Raw genomic sequence first — 14,432 nt, 5'->3', positions numbered from 1 at the left:
TTTCATTATATTAAAGGAGGAACTATAGAATGGCTAAAGAAAAATTCGACCGGTCAAAGTCCCACGTTAACATTGGTACTATCGGACACGTTGACCATGGTAAAACAACTCTAACAGCAGCAATCACAACTGTACTTCACAAAACTTCCGGCAGCGGGGAAGCTCGCGCATACGACTCCATCGATGGAGCACCTGAAGAGCGCGAGCGTGGAATCACTATTTCCACAGCTCACGTTGAGTACGAAACAGAAACTCGTCACTATGCACACGTAGACTGCCCAGGTCACGCTGACTATGTTAAAAACATGATCACTGGTGCAGCTCAGATGGACGGAGCTATCCTTGTAGTATCCGCAGCTGACGGTCCGATGCCACAAACTCGTGAGCACATCCTTCTATCCCGTCAGGTCGGTGTTCCGGCTATCGTTGTTTTCCTTAACAAAACAGACATGGTAGACGACGAAGAACTTCTTGAACTTGTTGAAATGGAAGTTCGCGATCTTCTATCCGAGTATGACTTCGACGGAGACGAGTCTCCAGTTGTTAAAGGTTCCGCTCTTAAAGCTATCGAAGGCGATGCTGACCACGAGCAGGCTATCCTTGACCTTATGGCTGAAGTTGATGCTCACATCCCGACACCGGACCGTGACACTGACAAGCCATTCATGATGCCTGTTGAGGACGTATTCTCCATCACTGGCCGTGGTACAGTTGCGACTGGCCGTGTTGAGCGTGGACAGGTTAAAGTCGGTGACGACGTAGAAATCATCGGTCTTGCTCCAGAAGCTAAGAAAACTACTGTAACTGGTGTTGAAATGTTCCGTAAGCTTCTCGACTATGCAGAAGCCGGCGACAACATTGGTGCACTTCTACGTGGTGTAGCGCGTGAAGAAATCAACCGCGGTCAGGTTCTTGCCAAGCCGGGTACAATCACGCCGCACACGAAATTCCACGCGGAAGTTTATGTACTTTCAAAAGATGAAGGTGGACGTCACACTCCATTCTTCGACAACTACCGTCCACAGTTCTACTTCCGTACTACGGACGTAACTGGCGTTATCGAACTTCCTGAGGGAGTAGAAATGGTAATGCCTGGCGATAACGTAGAGATGACAGTTAACCTTATCTCTCCAATCGCAATCGAAGACGGTACGAAGTTCTCCATCCGTGAAGGTGGACGTACTGTAGGCGCTGGCGTTGTTGCCCGTATCGACGAGTAATAATGAAAGCCCGAAAAGATCAGGGGATTGCCCCCTGATCTTTTTTTGTTAACAGAGCATCTTCATTCGCTGAAGCAGTTTTCGAAAAATCGGGGTTGCATTCAGCGGAGAAAATAGGTAGACTGTTTAAGAATGATCACATAAAAAATCAACTGAACCCCTTGCATTTAAGGGGGTTTTTCTTTATAATGTTTAATGTTGGTCATGAAAGACGATGATACGGAAGGTTGTTGACACACCCGGCCCCTTTGCCATGGCAGGTGAGTCAAGGAATTTTCGTGGAGCCAGTCTGTTTTGAAAATAGGCGATAAAGGAGGGAAAATAATGGCAAAAGAGAAAATTCGTATTCGTTTGAAGGCGTTCGATCACAGAGTTCTGGATCAGTCCGCTGAAAAGATTGTAGATACAGCTAACCGTTCTGGAGCTGAAGTATCGGGTCCGATCCCGCTTCCTACAGACAAATCGGTGTACACTGTACTACGTGCGACCCACAAATTCAAAGATGCTCGTGAGCAGTTTGAAATGCGCACGCACAAGCGTCTTATCGACATTGTAAACCCGACACCACAAACGGTCGATGCATTGATGCGTCTGGACCTGCCGTCTGGTGTAGATATTGAAATTAAACTATAAATGAAACGATATAATAGGAGGTGTAACGGATGACGAAAAGTATCTTAGGACGTAAAGTCGGTATGACTCAGATTTTCTCCGAAAACGGAGAACTTGTACCTGTAACAGTAATCCAGGCTGAGCCGAACGTAGTTCTTCAGAAGAAAACTGCGGAAAATGACGGTTACGATTCCATTCAATTAGGTTTCGCTGATCAAAAAGCGAATCGTGTGAAAAAGCCTGAAACAGGACATGCTAAAAAAGCTAACACAACACCTAAGCGCTACGTTCGTGAAGTCCGTAACGTTAATACTGACGACTATGAACTTGGTCAGGAAGTTAAGGTGGATTTATTCGCAGAAGGTGACGCAATCGACGTAACAGGAACATCCAAAGGGAAAGGGTTCCAGGGAACGATCAAACGTTTCAACCACTCCCGCGGACCTGAAACACACGGTTCACGCTATCACCGTCGCCCTGGTACGCTTGGGGATATCAACTCCATGCACGTATTCAAAGGTAAGGACCTTCCGGGTCAGATGGGTGGCAATCAGGTAACGATCCAAAACCTTGAAGTAGTGAAAGTTGACGCTGAGCGCAACCTGCTTCTCGTTAAAGGTAACGTACCTGGTGCGAAAAAATCTTACGTACAAGTTCAAAGTGCGGTCAAGGCTAACTAATAATAAACGAAAGGAGGATATGTCATGCCTAAAGTAGCACTATTTAACCAAAGCGGTTCGAAAGTTGGAGATTTGGATTTGAACGATGCGGTATTCGGTATCGAACCGAACACACACGTGCTTCACGAGACTGTTCTTATGCAGCAGGCTTCCAAGCGTCAGGGGACGCATAAAGTGAAGACACGCGGCGAAGTAAGCGGCGGTGGACGTAAACCATGGCGCCAGAAAGGTACAGGTCGTGCCCGTCAAGGTACTATCCGTGCCCCGCAATGGGTAGGCGGCGGAACAGTATTCGGCCCTACACCACGCAGCTACAGTTACAAACTGCCTAAAAAAGTACGTCGTCTTGCACTTCGTTCTGCTTATTCTTCAAAAGTACAGGAAGAAAACCTTTATGCCGTAGAAGAGCTGTCCATGGACGCTCCGAAAACGAAAGAAGTAGTCAACTTCCTTAAAGCACTGGACGCAAACGAAAGTGCACTTATCATTACAGCACAGAAAGAAGAAAATGTCGTTCTTTCTTCCAATAACCTGCCAAAAGTCGAAACGGTAACGTTTGACCAAGTAAGCGTTCTTGATTTGCTTACGCATGACAAAGTTATTGTAACGAAAGATGCGGCTGAAAAAGTAGGGGAGGTGCTCTCATAATGAAAGAACCACGCGATATTATTAAGCGCCCCGTAATCACTGAGAATTCTGCCGATCTTATGGGAGAAAAGAAATACACGTTTGAAGTGGAAACAAAAGCTAATAAAACGGAGATCAGAAAAGCAGTCGAAGAGATTTTCGGAGTAGAAGTAGCCGGCGTCAACACTATCAACCGCAAAGGTAAGTTCAAGCGTATGGGCAGGTACGGTGGATACCGTTCCGACAAGAAACGTGCGATTGTTACACTTACCGAAAACAGTGAAGAAATCGAATTTTTTGAAGTATAAATAAAACCTGAAGGAGGGAAAAAAGATGGCGATTAAAAAATTCCGTCCAATAACTAATGGTCGTCGGCATATGTCTATGTCAGACTTCGCAGAAATTACTACGGACAAACCGGAACGCTCCCTGCTTACTCCGCTGCACAAACGCGGTGGACGTAACACACACGGTCGTATTACGGTTCGTCATCAAGGCGGCGGGCACAAGCGTCAGTACCGTGTTATCGACTTCAAACGCGATAAAGACGGAATACCAGGACGCGTTGCTACGATCGAATACGATCCGAACCGTTCCGCTAACATTGCATTGATCAACTATGCAGATGGGGAGAAGCGCTACATCCTTGCACCGAAAGGTCTTAAAGTAGGCAAAGAAATTTCTTCCGGGAAAGATGCAGACATCAGACCGGGTAACGCAAAACAACTGATCGACCTGCCTGTAGGTACGACAGTACACAACGTTGAACTGAAACCAGGACGTGGCGGTCAGCTAATACGCTCCGCAGGTGCTTCCGGTCAGATTCTCGGTCGTGAAGGCAAGTACACACTTGTACGTCTCACTTCCGGAGAGGTTCGCCTGATCCTCAGCACGTGCCGTGCAACAATCGGCCAGGTAGGAAACGTTGAACATGAACTTATCAGCATCGGTAAAGCTGGACGTTCCCGCTGGCAAGGTAAGCGTCCGGGTGTACGTGGTTCTGTTATGAACCCTAGTGACCACCCACACGGTGGTGGTGAAGGCCGTGCCCCTATCGGTATGCCATCTCCAGTTACACCATGGGGTCAGCCGACTCTTGGTTACAAGACGCGTAAACGTAATAAATCTACTGATAAATATATTGTACGCAGAAAAGGCAAAAAATAACGGGATTGAAAGGGCGGGATAACAACCCCGTCTCTCAATCGCGAAGGGAGGTTTATCAATGGGCCGCAGCCTGAAAAAGGGACCTTTTGTAGATGACCATTTGATGAAAAAAGTCGAAAGCAACAACGAAGGTAACAACAGTCACGTGATCAAAACGTGGTCACGCCGTTCCACAATTTTCCCAAACTTCGTCGGTCAGACAATCGCTGTATATGACGGACGTAAACATGTACCAGTTTATGTTACAGAAGACATGGTAGGACACAAACTGGGTGAATTCGCACCGACCCGTACGTTCAAAGGGCACTCTGGTGACGACAGAAAAACAAAACGCTAAGGTAGAGAGGAGGCACTTCCATGCAAGCTAAAGCAGTTGCTAAAACAGTCCGTATCGCTCCTCGTAAAGCGCGTTTAGTCATCGACTTGATTCGAGGAATGGACACCGGTGATGCTATTGCGACACTACGTAACACGAATCGCAGAGCTTCTCCGATTATTGAAAAAGTATTGAACTCAGCTATCGCTAACGCTGAACACAACAATGAACTGGATCCTGACAACCTGGTCGTTTCCGAAGCTTTCGTAGACGAAGGCGTAACACTTAAACGTTTCCGTCCACGTGCTATGGGACGCGCAAGTCAGATCAACAAAAGAACCAGCCATATCACAGTGGTTGTATCAGAAAAGAAGGAGGGATAATCAGTGGGCCAAAAAGTTAATCCGATAGGTTTCCGTGTCGGTGTCATTCGCGACTGGGAGTCGAAATGGTACGCAGACAACGAATATGCAAACCTTCTCCACGAAGATATTGAAATCCGTGAATATATCGAAAACCGTCTAAGCGAAGCTTCTGTATCAACTATCGAGATCGAACGTGCTGCGAACCGCGTAAACGTAACGATCCATACCGCTAAACCTGGAATGGTTATCGGTAAAGGTGGTTCCGAAGTGGAAGCTCTACGTAAAGAATTGAACAATCGCACAGGCAAACGAGTTCACATCAACATTATCGAGGTTAAAAAACCTGATCTTGATGCTACTCTCGTATCTGATAGTATCGCCAAACAGCTGGAAAACCGCGTATCTTTCCGTCGTGCACAAAAGCAGAGCATTCAACGCTCCATGCGTGCAGGTGCCAAAGGTATCCGTACTCAAGTTTCCGGTCGTCTCGGCGGAGCTGACATCGCCCGTGCTGAATACTACAGTGAAGGAACTGTACCACTACACACATTGCGTGCAGATATCGACTATGGTACTGCAGAAGCTGACACCACGTACGGTAAACTGGGTGTTAAAGTGTGGATTTATCGTGGCGAAGTTCTTCCAACAAAAGGCAATCAATAAGAAAGGGGGAACCGCATTATGTTAATGCCAAAACGTGTTAAATATCGTCGTCAACATCGTCCAAGTCTGAAAGGCCGCGCAAAAGGCGGAACTTCTGTAGCGTTTGGTGAATATGGACTTCAGGCTGTAGATCCGGCATGGATCACTGCCCGTCAGATCGAAGCTTCCCGTATTGCCATGACCCGTTACATGAAGCGTAGCGGTAAAGTATGGATCAAAATCTTCCCTGACAAGCCTTATACATCGAAGCCCCTCGAAGTTCGTATGGGTTCCGGTAAAGGTGCTCCGGAAGGATTCATCGCAGTTGTTAAACCAGGAAAAATCATGTTCGAAATCGCCGGGGTATCGGAAGAGGTAGCACGCGAAGCGTTGCGTCTGGCTTCTCATAAGCTCCCGATTCGTACTAAATTTGTAAAACGTGAAGAAATTGGTGGTGAAATCAATGAAGGCTAATGAAATCCGCGAATTAACCACTGCCGAAATTGAACAGAAGGTAAAGTCTCTTAAAGAAGAACTTTTTAATCTGCGTTTCCAACTGGCTACAGGCCAACTTGAGAACACTGCTCGCATTCGTCAGGTTCGCAAGTCCATCGCCCGTATGAAGACAGTTGCACGCGAACGTGAACTAAGCACGAACAATTAATAATGGAGAGGAGGACACCCTCACATGGCTGAACGTAATAATCGTAAAGTATATACTGGTCGCGTTGTGTCCGACAAAATGGACAAAACGATCACTGTACTTGTTGAAACGTATAAATTCCACAAGCTTTACGGCAAGCGTGTTAAATATTCCAAGAAATTTAAAACGCATGACGAAAACAACCAGGCGAAACAGGGAGACGTGGTACGCATCATGGAAACCCGCCCTCTATCCGCTACAAAACGTTTCCGTCTCGTAGAAGTAATCGAAGAAGCAGTTACTATCTAAAAAGATGATTCGGAGATATTCCGAAGGGAGGTTACACGTAAATGATCCAACAGGAATCACGTCTAAAAGTTGCAGACAACTCTGGTGCACGCGAAATCCAAACCATTAAAGTGCTGGGCGGTTCCGGTCGTAAGACTGCGAACATCGGTGATATCATCACTGCTACGGTTAAACAAGCAACACCAGGGGGCGTTGTTAAAAAAGGTGAAGTTGTGCAGGCTGTCATCGTACGTACGAAAAGTGGGGCACGTCGTAAAGACGGTTCTTACATTCGTTTCGACGAAAACGCTGCGGTTATCGTCCGTGAAGATAAAGGACCGAGAGGAACCCGTATTTTCGGACCAGTAGCCCGTGAACTTCGTGAAAACAAATTCATGAAGATCGTTTCACTAGCTCCGGAAGTTCTATAAATAAAACTATGAAAGCCGTGGTAAGGAGGTGCGCGAAGTATGCACGTAAAAAAAGGTGACAAAGTCATGGTTATCTCTGGAAAAGATAAAGGAAAGCAAGGTACGGTACTTGAAGCTTACCCTAAGAAAGAACGTGTCCTCGTTGAAGGTGTCAACGAAGTGAAAAAGCACGCTCAGCCTTCTCAGGATAATCCTCAGGGCGGTATCCTTACTCAGGAAGCAGCTATCCATGTATCCAACGTTTTGCCGATCGATCCTAAGTCCGGTGAACCGACAAGAATCGGTCATAAGACAGAGAACGGTAAAAAGGTTCGTATCGCGAAAAAATCCGGTGAAGCACTAGATAAATAATCCAACTGGCGAAAGGAGGGCTTACCGATGAACGAACTTCAACAGAAATATCAAAAAGAAATTGTTCCATCCCTTATGGAAAAGTTCAACTACGATTCCGTAATGGAAACTCCGAAAATTGAAAAGATCGTTATCAACATGGGTGTAGGCGATGCTGTGCAGAACGCTAAAGCACTTGATAACGCGGTAGAGGAACTGGAGCTTATCTCCGGTCAGAAACCGATGGTAACGAAAGCGAAGAAATCAATCGCTGGATTCCGTCTTCGTGAAGGAATGCCAATCGGAGCTAAAGTTACTCTGCGCGGAGAGCGCATGTACGAATTCTTTCAGAAGTTGATCGCCGTGTCATTGCCACGTGTCCGTGACTTCCGTGGTATCTCCAAGAAAGCATTCGACGGCCGCGGTAACTACACTCTAGGTGTGAAAGAACAATTGATTTTCCCGGAAATCGACTATGACAAAGTTAACAAAGTACGTGGTATGGATATCGTTATCGTTACCAGTGCTGAATCAGACGAAGAGTCTCGTGAACTATTAGCTCAGTTCGGCATGCCGTTTAAAAACTAAGAACTGACTATAAGGAGGGAAAATAGTGGCTAAAAAATCAATGGTTGCGAAACAACAGCGCAAACAGAAATTCCAGGTACGTGAATACACTCGTTGTGAACGTTGCGGACGTCCGCATTCCGTACTTCGTAAATTCAAGTTGTGCCGTATATGTTTCCGCGAACTAGCATATAAAGGACAAATTCCTGGCGTCAAAAAAGCCAGCTGGTAAACCCGAGGACTGGGAAGGAGGTAAAAGTTATGACAATGACAGATCCAATTGCAGATATGCTGACCCGTATTCGTAACGCGAATATGGTACGTCACGAGAAGTTGGAGCTACCGGCTTCTAACCTGAAAAGAGAGATCGCTGATATCCTTAAACGTGAGGGTTTCATTCGTGACTATGAACAGGTAGAGGATGGTAAGCAGGGCATACTTCGTATTTTCATGAAGTACAGCCAGACAGAGCAGAAAGTAATTTCAGGCATCAAGAAGATTTCGAAACCGGGTCTTCGTGTGTATGCACAGGCTGACGAGGTGCCGAGAGTTCTTAACGGCCTTGGTATTGCAGTCGTTTCCACATCAAAAGGTGTTTTGACAGATAAAGAAGCACGTGCACAAGCTATCGGTGGCGAAGTGCTTGCTTACATCTGGTAAGAAAACAGATACGAACAGGAGGTGTAATGAATGTCACGTATTGGTGTATTACCAATTGAACTGCCTGAAGGTGTAGAAGTCACCCAGGAAAACAGCAGAGTTGCAGTAAAAGGACCAAAAGGGGAGCTGGCTACCACTATCTCCGACGAAATGAGCGTGAAACAGGAAGACAACGTTCTTACTGTAGAGCGTCCGAGTGATAAGCAGGAGCATAAAGCTCTTCACGGTACGACACGCAGTCTGATCAACAACATGGTTGTAGGAGTGTCCCAGGGTTTTGAAAAAGCACTTGAAATCCGCGGTGTCGGATATCGTGCTCAAAAACAGGGTGAAAAAGTAACCGTAAACGCCGGCTACTCCCACCCGGTAGAAATCGAAAACCGCGAAGGTATCGATATCGAAGTTCCTACGAACACTAGAATCGTCATCAAAGGCATTGATAAAGAGCTCGTCGGAGCAGTGGCCGCTAACATCCGTGCGATTCGTCCTCCTGAGCCTTACAAAGGTAAAGGAATCCGTTACGAGAACGAAACTGTCCGTACTAAAGAAGGTAAGACAGCTAAATAAGGTGTCAGGGTAAGAAAGGAGTGACTTAAATGATCTCAAAGACCGATAAAAACACTATGCGTAAGAAACGTCATTCACGTGTCCGTAAGAACATCTCCGGTACTGCGGAGCGTCCACGTCTGAACGTTTATCGTTCCAACAACCATATTTACGCACAATTGATCGATGATGTGAGCGAAACGACAGTAGCCAGTGCATCGACAATGGACAAAGGGTTCGACCTCGATCGTGGCGGCAACGTTGAAGCTGCTAAACGTATTGGTCAGCTCGTTGCAGAACGTGCGAAAGAAAAAGGCTATGAAACAGTAGTATTCGACCGCGGTGGTTATCTTTATCACGGCCGCGTACAGGCTTTGGCCGATGCAGCTCGTGAAGCTGGACTACAATTTTAATCGTAAAAGGAGGGACATGTATGAGTACAAAGATTGACCCTAACAAACTAGATCTTGAAGAGCGCGTTGTTACGATCAACCGCGTTGCGAAAGTGGTAAAAGGTGGACGTCGTTTCCGTTTTGCCGCACTTGTAGTAGTGGGCGACAAAAACGGTCATGTCGGTTTCGGTACTGCCAAAGCGCAGGAAGTTCCGGACGCCATCAAAAAAGCAATTGATGATGCGAAGAAGAACCTGGTAACTGTACCAATTAAAAATACAACGATTCCTCACGAAATTCACGGTCGCTTCGGCGCCGGTAACGTACTGTTGAAACCGGCCGCAGAAGGTACCGGTGTTATCGCAGGCGGACCTGTCCGTGCCATACTTGAACTTGCAGGTGTGCAGGACATCCTTTCGAAGTCTCTTGGCTCGAACACGCCAATCAACATGATCCGTGCTACTATCAAGGGTCTTACTGAATTGAAGCGTGCCGAAGATGTGGCAAGACTTCGTGGGAAATCCGTGGAAGAACTGTAGGATAGGAGGGAAATACAATGGCTCAAAAGTTAGAAGTTACCCTCACGCGCAGTGTAATCGGCCGTCCGCAGGACCAGAAGGACACCGTTAAAGCGCTAGGACTAAATAAAATTCGCCAGACAGTAGTCGTAGAAGACAACCCGGCTATGCGTGGAATGGTCAATAAGATTTCACACCTGGCTGATGTTAAAGAAGTATAATCAATTTATAAATAAGGAGGTGCTCACATGAAACTTCATGAACTACATTCCAAAGTAGGGTCCCGTCAAAAACGTAACCGCGTAGGACGTGGGATGGCTTCCGGTAACGGAAAAACATCCGGTCGTGGACACAAAGGACAGGGTCAGCGCTCCGGGAGCAAAATCCGTCCAGGTTTCGAAGGTGGCCAAATGCCTTTATTCCAACGCGTGCCTAAGCGTGGTTTCACGAACATTCACCGTACGGAATATACAGTTGTGAACTTAGAGACTTTGAATCGTTTCGAAGAAGGCACGGAAGTAACTCCGGAGCTTCTGCTTGAAACAGGTACTGTCAGCAAAGTAAAAGCTGGTGTTAAGATCCTAGGAAAAGGTAACATTGATAGGAAACTCACAGTAAAAGCTCACAAGTTCTCGGCTTCTGCCAAAGAAGCAATCGAAGCGGCGGGCGGTCAAACTGAGGTGATTTAATGTTCCGGACAATCTCCAATTTTATGCGCGTGGGTGATCTCCGGCGAAAAATCATTTTCACCCTGCTCATGCTTATCGTATTCCGGCTTGGGGCATTTATCCCCGTGCCGTTTACAAACAATGAGGCAATCAACTTCATGGATGAACAGAACGCTTTTGGCTTTCTGAATACATTCGGAGGTGGGGCATTACAGAACTTCTCCATCTTTGCGATGGGGATTATGCCTTACATCACTGCCTCCATTATCATGCAGCTTCTGCAGATGGACGTCGTTCCTAAATTTGCAGAGTGGAAAAAGCAGGGTGAAGTGGGGCGCCGGAAATTAGCTCAGTTTACCCGCTATGGAACTATTGTCCTTGCCTTCATACAGGCCATTGGTATGTCCATTGGTTTCAATGCCATGGCAGGAGGTCAGCTGATCTCAAACCCTGGTATTCCCCAGTTCGCAGCTATTGCGCTCGTACTGACAGGCGGGACTGCATTCCTTATGTGGCTTGGTGAGCAAATCACTTCCCATGGCGTAGGAAATGGGATTTCAATTTTAATTTTCGCAGGTATTGTTGCTGCAATTCCGAATGGTGTGAACCAGTTGTATGATCAGTATATAACTGGCGCAGGAGAGGAACTCTTCATCAACCTCGTCATCGTGGCTCTCATTGCTCTTGTGATCGTTGCAGTCATTGTGGGAGTCGTGTTCATTCAGCAGGCGCTGCGTAAAATCCCTATTCAATATGCAAAACGTCAGGTAAACAGATCTCCAGTCGGTGGGCATTCCACCCACTTGCCGATCAAAGTGAACGCTGCTGGAGTTATTCCAGTCATATTCGCGATTTCTTTCATTATCGCTCCAAGAACGATAGCCGGATTCTTTGAAAACAGCGAGATCGCTTCAACGATCGAGTACATTTTCAATTATGAGAACTGGCCGGGTATGATTATTTATGTAGCGCTCATCATAGCGTTCACATACTTCTATACGTTTGTGCAGGTGAACCCTGAACAAATGGCTGAAAACCTTAAGAAGCAAGGCGGGTATATCCCGGGAATACGTCCCGGTGCGAATACGGAGAAGTATTTGACACGGGTTATGTACCGTTTAACCTTCGTAGGATCACTCTTTTTGGCGGCTGTATCTGTCCTTCCGATTATTCTTGGCTCCCTTGCAGGGCTTCCGCCAAGCATACAGATCGGAGGAACTGGTCTCTTGATCGTAGTAGGTGTTGCACTGAATACGATGAAGCAACTGGAAGGTCAGCTGGTGAAGCGACATTATAAAGGCTTCATTAAATAAATAGTGTAAAACTAAGATACGGGAGAGAGGGAAAAAGTTGAATTTAATTTTGATGGGTCTCCCTGGAGCCGGAAAAGGCACCCAGGCAGAGAAAATAGTCGAAAAATATAACATTCCTCATATCTCTACCGGAGATATGTTCCGCTCAGCTATCAAAGAAGGCACAGAACTAGGCAAAGAAGCTAAATCATATATGGATGAAGGGGCGCTGGTTCCGGATGAGGTCACGATCGGAATCGTCCGCGAACGTCTCAGCAAGCCGGACTGCCAGAAAGGATTCCTCCTTGACGGTTTCCCGCGCACGCTTGAACAGGCAGAAGCTCTTGAGAATCTGCTTGGAGAGCTGGAGACATCTCTCGACTATGTGCTTCACATAGACGTTCCGCAAACAATACTTGTGGACCGGTTGACCGGCAGGAGAGTCTGCCCTGAATGTGGAGCTACGTACCACGTTCAATTCAATCCTCCGAAGACACCAGGCAAATGCGATAACGACGGTGCTGCTCTTATCCAGAGGGAAGATGATCAGCCGGAAACAGTGAAAAACCGACTCGAAGTGAACGTGGAACAGGCTCAGCCTCTTCTGGACTTTTACGAAGGGAAGGGCTATCTCGTTACGGTAGAGGGCAACAGAAATATCGAGGAAGTATTCAACGATATTGATGAACGCCTTCAGCATCTTTCTTAAGGTGAAACAGAGAACCCGGAATAAATGAGGGTTGCCATGGATGGGCACGGTAACCTTTCACGTAATAGCGAAACTTTTTTCTTGAAATTGAAAGTGTTCCTTGTTATGTTCAAAGTTAGTGTCCGAAAGTGGTAATGCGAAACGGCAGGAGCTTGTAGTTCCTCTCCGACGCGATTACTGTGTTTATTACTTTAAATGAAGGTGATCGTACTGTGAGTGAATCGGAATCGAGTCCGCGAATAGGTCAGATTGTTCGTATTGAGCGTGGACGGGAAGCAGGTCAATATGCGGTAGTCATCGATAAACTTGAAGATGGCGCTGTAATGCTTGCTGACGGAGAGAAGAGGAAATACGACAGGCCGAAGAAGAAGAACATGCAGCATGTGTCCTGCACGAGCTTCATCTCTCCGGAAGTCCAAAGCAGCCTTCTGGAAACAGGTCGTGTCACAAACGGCAAGCTTCGTTTTGCTGTTAGTAAATATATCAATGAACTGGTGACTGATTTAGAGAAGGGAGAGCAACTCGATGGCGAAAGACGATGTAATTGAAATTGAAGGAACCGTAGTGGAGACATTGCCGAACGCTCAGTTCAAAGTCGAACTTGAGAATCAGCATACGGTACTTGCTCACGTCTCCGGTAAAATACGCATGAACTTCATCCGTATTCTTCCAGGTGATAAAGTGACAGTGGAACTGTCCCCGTATGATCTTACTAAAGGACGGATAACGTACCGTTACAAATAGAATAAGCTCCGATATAACAAGGAGGTATGAATGATGAAGGTAAGGGCTTCTGTTAAGAAGATTTGTGATAAATGTAAAGTCGTTCGTCGTAATGGCAAAGTAATGGTAATTTGCGATAACCCGAAACACAAACAGAAACAAGGTTAATAAAAAAGGAGGTGCACGTTCCCTATGGCACGTATAGCAGGTGTTGATATCCCTCGTGATAAACGAATTTCTATCTCATTGACTTATGTTTACGGAATCGGTAAATCCCTGGCAAGTCAAATTGTACAGGATGCCGGAGTAGATGAATCTACCCGTGTCCGTGATCTTACAGAAGATGAACTTACGAAAATTCGTACTGAACTGAACAAATACAACGTCGAAGGTGACCTTCGTCGTGAGAACTCCCTTAACGTTAAGCGTCTGATCGAAATCGGCTCTTATCGTGGGCTTCGTCACCGTCGTGGTCTTCCAAGTCGCGGCCAGAAGACGAAAAACAACTCCCGTACCCGTAAAGGTCCTCGTCGTACAGTAGCAAACAAACGCAAATAATTAATTGATAAAGGAGGTATAGTTATGGTAGCACGTAAGAACACCCGTACCCGGAAACGTCGCGTGAAAAAGAATGTGGAGAGTGGTATTGCTCATATCCGCTCTACTTTCAACAACACGATTATCACGATTACAGATGTGCAAGGTAACGTGATCAGCTGGAGCAGTGCCGGAACTCTCGGTTTCAAAGGCTCCCGTAAATCTACTCCATTCGCAGCTCAAATGGCTGCAGAAACTTCTGCAAAAGAAGCTATGGATAACGGCATGAAAGATCTTGAAGTAGCTGTTAAAGGACCTGGCGCCGGCCGTGAAGCGGCTATCCGCTCCATCCAGGCAGTAGGTATCGAAATCACAGCTATCAGAGATGTAACACCGGTTCCACACAATGGTTGCCGTCCACCGAAACGTCGTCGCGTGTAATTGAAGTCTGAATTGTTTTATCGCCCTCTTTAAGGGTTATAACCACCAATAACAGCCA

The 14,432-nt window shown here is 46.4% G+C and carries 29 protein-coding genes; all 29 read left to right on the top strand.

The genetic code is table 11. The features are described from left to right. Positions 1-29 precede the first annotated feature (29 nt). Entirely contained in the window at positions 30-1,220 is a 1,191-nt protein-coding gene (gene tuf / locus CKW00_RS09965) for an elongation factor Tu (protein WP_095822438.1), read from the top strand. Positions 1,221-1,544: 324 nt separating this feature from the next. Next, positions 1,545-1,853, top strand: coding sequence for a 30S ribosomal protein S10 (rpsJ, locus tag CKW00_RS09960; protein ID WP_008592522.1), 309 nt, complete (start codon positions 1,545-1,547; stop codon positions 1,851-1,853). A 29-nt stretch (positions 1,854-1,882) separates the two neighbouring features. Continuing rightward, positions 1,883-2,512 (top strand): 50S ribosomal protein L3, encoded by a 630-nt coding sequence (gene rplC / locus CKW00_RS09955; protein ID WP_008592524.1) that lies wholly within the window; start codon positions 1,883-1,885, stop codon positions 2,510-2,512. 24 nt (positions 2,513-2,536) lie between these two features. Beyond that, the gene (gene rplD, locus CKW00_RS09950; RefSeq protein WP_008592526.1) at positions 2,537-3,160 is read left to right on the top strand and encodes a 50S ribosomal protein L4; all 624 of its coding nucleotides are present in this window, start codon (positions 2,537-2,539) and stop codon (positions 3,158-3,160) included. After that, on the top strand, positions 3,160-3,447 hold the full coding sequence (rplW, locus tag CKW00_RS09945; protein WP_076572510.1) for a 50S ribosomal protein L23: 288 nt from the start codon (positions 3,160-3,162) through the stop codon (positions 3,445-3,447). The genes rplD and rplW overlap by 1 nt, the downstream gene beginning before the upstream one ends. A gap of 25 nt (positions 3,448-3,472) precedes the next feature. After that, complete coding sequence (rplB, locus tag CKW00_RS09940) at positions 3,473-4,306, top strand: 50S ribosomal protein L2 (RefSeq protein WP_095822437.1); 834 nt, start codon at positions 3,473-3,475, stop codon at positions 4,304-4,306. A 58-nt stretch (positions 4,307-4,364) separates the two neighbouring features. After that, entirely contained in the window at positions 4,365-4,643 is a 279-nt protein-coding gene (gene rpsS, locus CKW00_RS09935) for a 30S ribosomal protein S19 (RefSeq protein ID WP_008592531.1), read from the top strand. 20 nt (positions 4,644-4,663) lie between these two features. After that, complete coding sequence (gene rplV, locus CKW00_RS09930; protein WP_008592533.1) at positions 4,664-5,005, top strand: 50S ribosomal protein L22; 342 nt, start codon at positions 4,664-4,666, stop codon at positions 5,003-5,005. Between the two features lie 3 nt (positions 5,006-5,008). Further along, a complete protein-coding gene (gene rpsC, locus CKW00_RS09925) occupies positions 5,009-5,650 on the top strand; it encodes a 30S ribosomal protein S3 (protein ID WP_008592535.1) in 642 nt (213 codons plus the stop codon). 18 nt (positions 5,651-5,668) lie between these two features. Continuing rightward, on the top strand, positions 5,669-6,103 hold the full coding sequence (gene rplP / locus CKW00_RS09920) for a 50S ribosomal protein L16 (protein WP_008592536.1): 435 nt from the start codon (positions 5,669-5,671) through the stop codon (positions 6,101-6,103). Next, positions 6,093-6,293, top strand: coding sequence for a 50S ribosomal protein L29 (gene rpmC / locus CKW00_RS09915; protein WP_008592538.1), 201 nt, complete (start codon positions 6,093-6,095; stop codon positions 6,291-6,293). Before rplP ends, rpmC begins: the two co-directional genes overlap by 11 nt. Before the next feature lie 24 nt (positions 6,294-6,317). Further along, entirely contained in the window at positions 6,318-6,581 is a 264-nt protein-coding gene (rpsQ, locus tag CKW00_RS09910; RefSeq protein ID WP_008592540.1) for a 30S ribosomal protein S17, read from the top strand. 41 nt (positions 6,582-6,622) lie between these two features. Beyond that, positions 6,623-6,991, top strand: a complete 369-nt coding sequence (gene rplN, locus CKW00_RS09905; RefSeq protein WP_095822436.1) for a 50S ribosomal protein L14 — start codon at positions 6,623-6,625, stop codon at positions 6,989-6,991. A 39-nt stretch (positions 6,992-7,030) separates the two neighbouring features. Beyond that, entirely contained in the window at positions 7,031-7,342 is a 312-nt protein-coding gene (rplX, locus tag CKW00_RS09900) for a 50S ribosomal protein L24 (RefSeq protein ID WP_008592543.1), read from the top strand. Positions 7,343-7,369: 27 nt separating this feature from the next. Further along, the gene (rplE, locus tag CKW00_RS09895) at positions 7,370-7,909 is read left to right on the top strand and encodes a 50S ribosomal protein L5 (RefSeq protein ID WP_008592545.1); all 540 of its coding nucleotides are present in this window, start codon (positions 7,370-7,372) and stop codon (positions 7,907-7,909) included. A gap of 25 nt (positions 7,910-7,934) precedes the next feature. Continuing rightward, positions 7,935-8,120 carry a type Z 30S ribosomal protein S14 gene (locus CKW00_RS09890; RefSeq protein ID WP_008592548.1) on the top strand — a complete coding sequence of 62 codons (186 nt, stop codon included), beginning with the start codon at positions 7,935-7,937 and terminating at the stop codon, positions 8,118-8,120. A 29-nt stretch (positions 8,121-8,149) separates the two neighbouring features. After that, positions 8,150-8,548, top strand: a complete 399-nt coding sequence (gene rpsH / locus CKW00_RS09885) for a 30S ribosomal protein S8 (RefSeq protein ID WP_008592551.1) — start codon at positions 8,150-8,152, stop codon at positions 8,546-8,548. A gap of 30 nt (positions 8,549-8,578) precedes the next feature. Next, positions 8,579-9,115 (top strand): 50S ribosomal protein L6, encoded by a 537-nt coding sequence (gene rplF / locus CKW00_RS09880; protein ID WP_008592553.1) that lies wholly within the window; start codon positions 8,579-8,581, stop codon positions 9,113-9,115. A 29-nt stretch (positions 9,116-9,144) separates the two neighbouring features. Continuing rightward, on the top strand, positions 9,145-9,507 hold the full coding sequence (rplR, locus tag CKW00_RS09875) for a 50S ribosomal protein L18 (RefSeq protein WP_095822435.1): 363 nt from the start codon (positions 9,145-9,147) through the stop codon (positions 9,505-9,507). Positions 9,508-9,527: 20 nt separating this feature from the next. Further along, the gene (rpsE, locus tag CKW00_RS09870) at positions 9,528-10,025 is read left to right on the top strand and encodes a 30S ribosomal protein S5 (protein ID WP_095822434.1); all 498 of its coding nucleotides are present in this window, start codon (positions 9,528-9,530) and stop codon (positions 10,023-10,025) included. Positions 10,026-10,042: 17 nt separating this feature from the next. Beyond that, the gene (gene rpmD, locus CKW00_RS09865; RefSeq protein WP_095822433.1) at positions 10,043-10,225 is read left to right on the top strand and encodes a 50S ribosomal protein L30; all 183 of its coding nucleotides are present in this window, start codon (positions 10,043-10,045) and stop codon (positions 10,223-10,225) included. Between the two features lie 27 nt (positions 10,226-10,252). Next, a complete protein-coding gene (gene rplO / locus CKW00_RS09860; RefSeq protein WP_008592559.1) occupies positions 10,253-10,693 on the top strand; it encodes a 50S ribosomal protein L15 in 441 nt (146 codons plus the stop codon). Continuing rightward, a complete protein-coding gene (secY, locus tag CKW00_RS09855) occupies positions 10,693-11,985 on the top strand; it encodes a preprotein translocase subunit SecY (protein WP_095822432.1) in 1,293 nt (430 codons plus the stop codon). Before rplO ends, secY begins: the two co-directional genes overlap by 1 nt. A 37-nt stretch (positions 11,986-12,022) precedes the next feature. Then, a complete protein-coding gene (locus tag CKW00_RS09850; RefSeq protein ID WP_095822431.1) occupies positions 12,023-12,673 on the top strand; it encodes an adenylate kinase in 651 nt (216 codons plus the stop codon). Positions 12,674-12,885: 212 nt separating this feature from the next. Continuing rightward, positions 12,886-13,221: a KOW domain-containing RNA-binding protein gene (locus CKW00_RS09845; RefSeq protein WP_076572491.1), complete on the top strand. Its 336-nt coding sequence runs from the start codon at positions 12,886-12,888 to the stop codon at positions 13,219-13,221. Continuing rightward, on the top strand, positions 13,199-13,417 hold the full coding sequence (infA, locus tag CKW00_RS09840; RefSeq protein ID WP_095822430.1) for a translation initiation factor IF-1: 219 nt from the start codon (positions 13,199-13,201) through the stop codon (positions 13,415-13,417). The genes CKW00_RS09845 and infA overlap by 23 nt, the downstream gene beginning before the upstream one ends. Positions 13,418-13,450: 33 nt before the next feature. Next, positions 13,451-13,564, top strand: coding sequence for a 50S ribosomal protein L36 (gene rpmJ, locus CKW00_RS09835; protein ID WP_008592571.1), 114 nt, complete (start codon positions 13,451-13,453; stop codon positions 13,562-13,564). A gap of 24 nt (positions 13,565-13,588) precedes the next feature. Further along, positions 13,589-13,954 (top strand): 30S ribosomal protein S13, encoded by a 366-nt coding sequence (gene rpsM / locus CKW00_RS09830; RefSeq protein WP_095822429.1) that lies wholly within the window; start codon positions 13,589-13,591, stop codon positions 13,952-13,954. A gap of 24 nt (positions 13,955-13,978) precedes the next feature. Continuing rightward, positions 13,979-14,374, top strand: coding sequence for a 30S ribosomal protein S11 (gene rpsK / locus CKW00_RS09825; RefSeq protein ID WP_008592574.1), 396 nt, complete (start codon positions 13,979-13,981; stop codon positions 14,372-14,374). Positions 14,375-14,432: the final 58 nt, after the last annotated feature.

Origin of the sequence: Salimicrobium humidisoli, assembly GCF_002295105.1 — a bacterium.
Lineage (GTDB): Bacteria > Bacillota > Bacilli > Bacillales > Halobacillaceae > Salimicrobium > Salimicrobium humidisoli.
The sequence above is the reverse complement of the archived record's forward strand: the minus strand, read 5'-3'. Positions and strand labels throughout refer to the sequence as shown.

Coding starts and splice junctions, on each gene's coding strand:
- tuf (WP_095822438.1), top strand. CDS start 30: ATGGCTAAAGAAAAATTCGACCGGTCAAAGTCCCACGTTAACATTGGT.
- rpsJ (WP_008592522.1), top strand. CDS start 1,545: ATGGCAAAAGAGAAAATTCGTATTCGTTTGAAGGCGTTCGATCACAGA.
- rplC (WP_008592524.1), top strand. CDS start 1,883: ATGACGAAAAGTATCTTAGGACGTAAAGTCGGTATGACTCAGATTTTC.
- rplD (WP_008592526.1), top strand. CDS start 2,537: ATGCCTAAAGTAGCACTATTTAACCAAAGCGGTTCGAAAGTTGGAGAT.
- rplW (WP_076572510.1), top strand. CDS start 3,160: ATGAAAGAACCACGCGATATTATTAAGCGCCCCGTAATCACTGAGAAT.
- rplB (WP_095822437.1), top strand. CDS start 3,473: ATGGCGATTAAAAAATTCCGTCCAATAACTAATGGTCGTCGGCATATG.
- rpsS (WP_008592531.1), top strand. CDS start 4,365: ATGGGCCGCAGCCTGAAAAAGGGACCTTTTGTAGATGACCATTTGATG.
- rplV (WP_008592533.1), top strand. CDS start 4,664: ATGCAAGCTAAAGCAGTTGCTAAAACAGTCCGTATCGCTCCTCGTAAA.
- rplP (WP_008592536.1), top strand. CDS start 5,669: ATGTTAATGCCAAAACGTGTTAAATATCGTCGTCAACATCGTCCAAGT.
- rpmC (WP_008592538.1), top strand. CDS start 6,093: ATGAAGGCTAATGAAATCCGCGAATTAACCACTGCCGAAATTGAACAG.
- rpsQ (WP_008592540.1), top strand. CDS start 6,318: ATGGCTGAACGTAATAATCGTAAAGTATATACTGGTCGCGTTGTGTCC.
- rplN (WP_095822436.1), top strand. CDS start 6,623: ATGATCCAACAGGAATCACGTCTAAAAGTTGCAGACAACTCTGGTGCA.
- rplX (WP_008592543.1), top strand. CDS start 7,031: ATGCACGTAAAAAAAGGTGACAAAGTCATGGTTATCTCTGGAAAAGAT.
- rplE (WP_008592545.1), top strand. CDS start 7,370: ATGAACGAACTTCAACAGAAATATCAAAAAGAAATTGTTCCATCCCTT.
- rpsH (WP_008592551.1), top strand. CDS start 8,150: ATGACAATGACAGATCCAATTGCAGATATGCTGACCCGTATTCGTAAC.
- rplF (WP_008592553.1), top strand. CDS start 8,579: ATGTCACGTATTGGTGTATTACCAATTGAACTGCCTGAAGGTGTAGAA.
- rplR (WP_095822435.1), top strand. CDS start 9,145: ATGATCTCAAAGACCGATAAAAACACTATGCGTAAGAAACGTCATTCA.
- rpsE (WP_095822434.1), top strand. CDS start 9,528: ATGAGTACAAAGATTGACCCTAACAAACTAGATCTTGAAGAGCGCGTT.
- rpmD (WP_095822433.1), top strand. CDS start 10,043: ATGGCTCAAAAGTTAGAAGTTACCCTCACGCGCAGTGTAATCGGCCGT.
- rplO (WP_008592559.1), top strand. CDS start 10,253: ATGAAACTTCATGAACTACATTCCAAAGTAGGGTCCCGTCAAAAACGT.
- secY (WP_095822432.1), top strand. CDS start 10,693: ATGTTCCGGACAATCTCCAATTTTATGCGCGTGGGTGATCTCCGGCGA.
- infA (WP_095822430.1), top strand. CDS start 13,199: ATGGCGAAAGACGATGTAATTGAAATTGAAGGAACCGTAGTGGAGACA.
- rpmJ (WP_008592571.1), top strand. CDS start 13,451: ATGAAGGTAAGGGCTTCTGTTAAGAAGATTTGTGATAAATGTAAAGTC.
- rpsM (WP_095822429.1), top strand. CDS start 13,589: ATGGCACGTATAGCAGGTGTTGATATCCCTCGTGATAAACGAATTTCT.
- rpsK (WP_008592574.1), top strand. CDS start 13,979: ATGGTAGCACGTAAGAACACCCGTACCCGGAAACGTCGCGTGAAAAAG.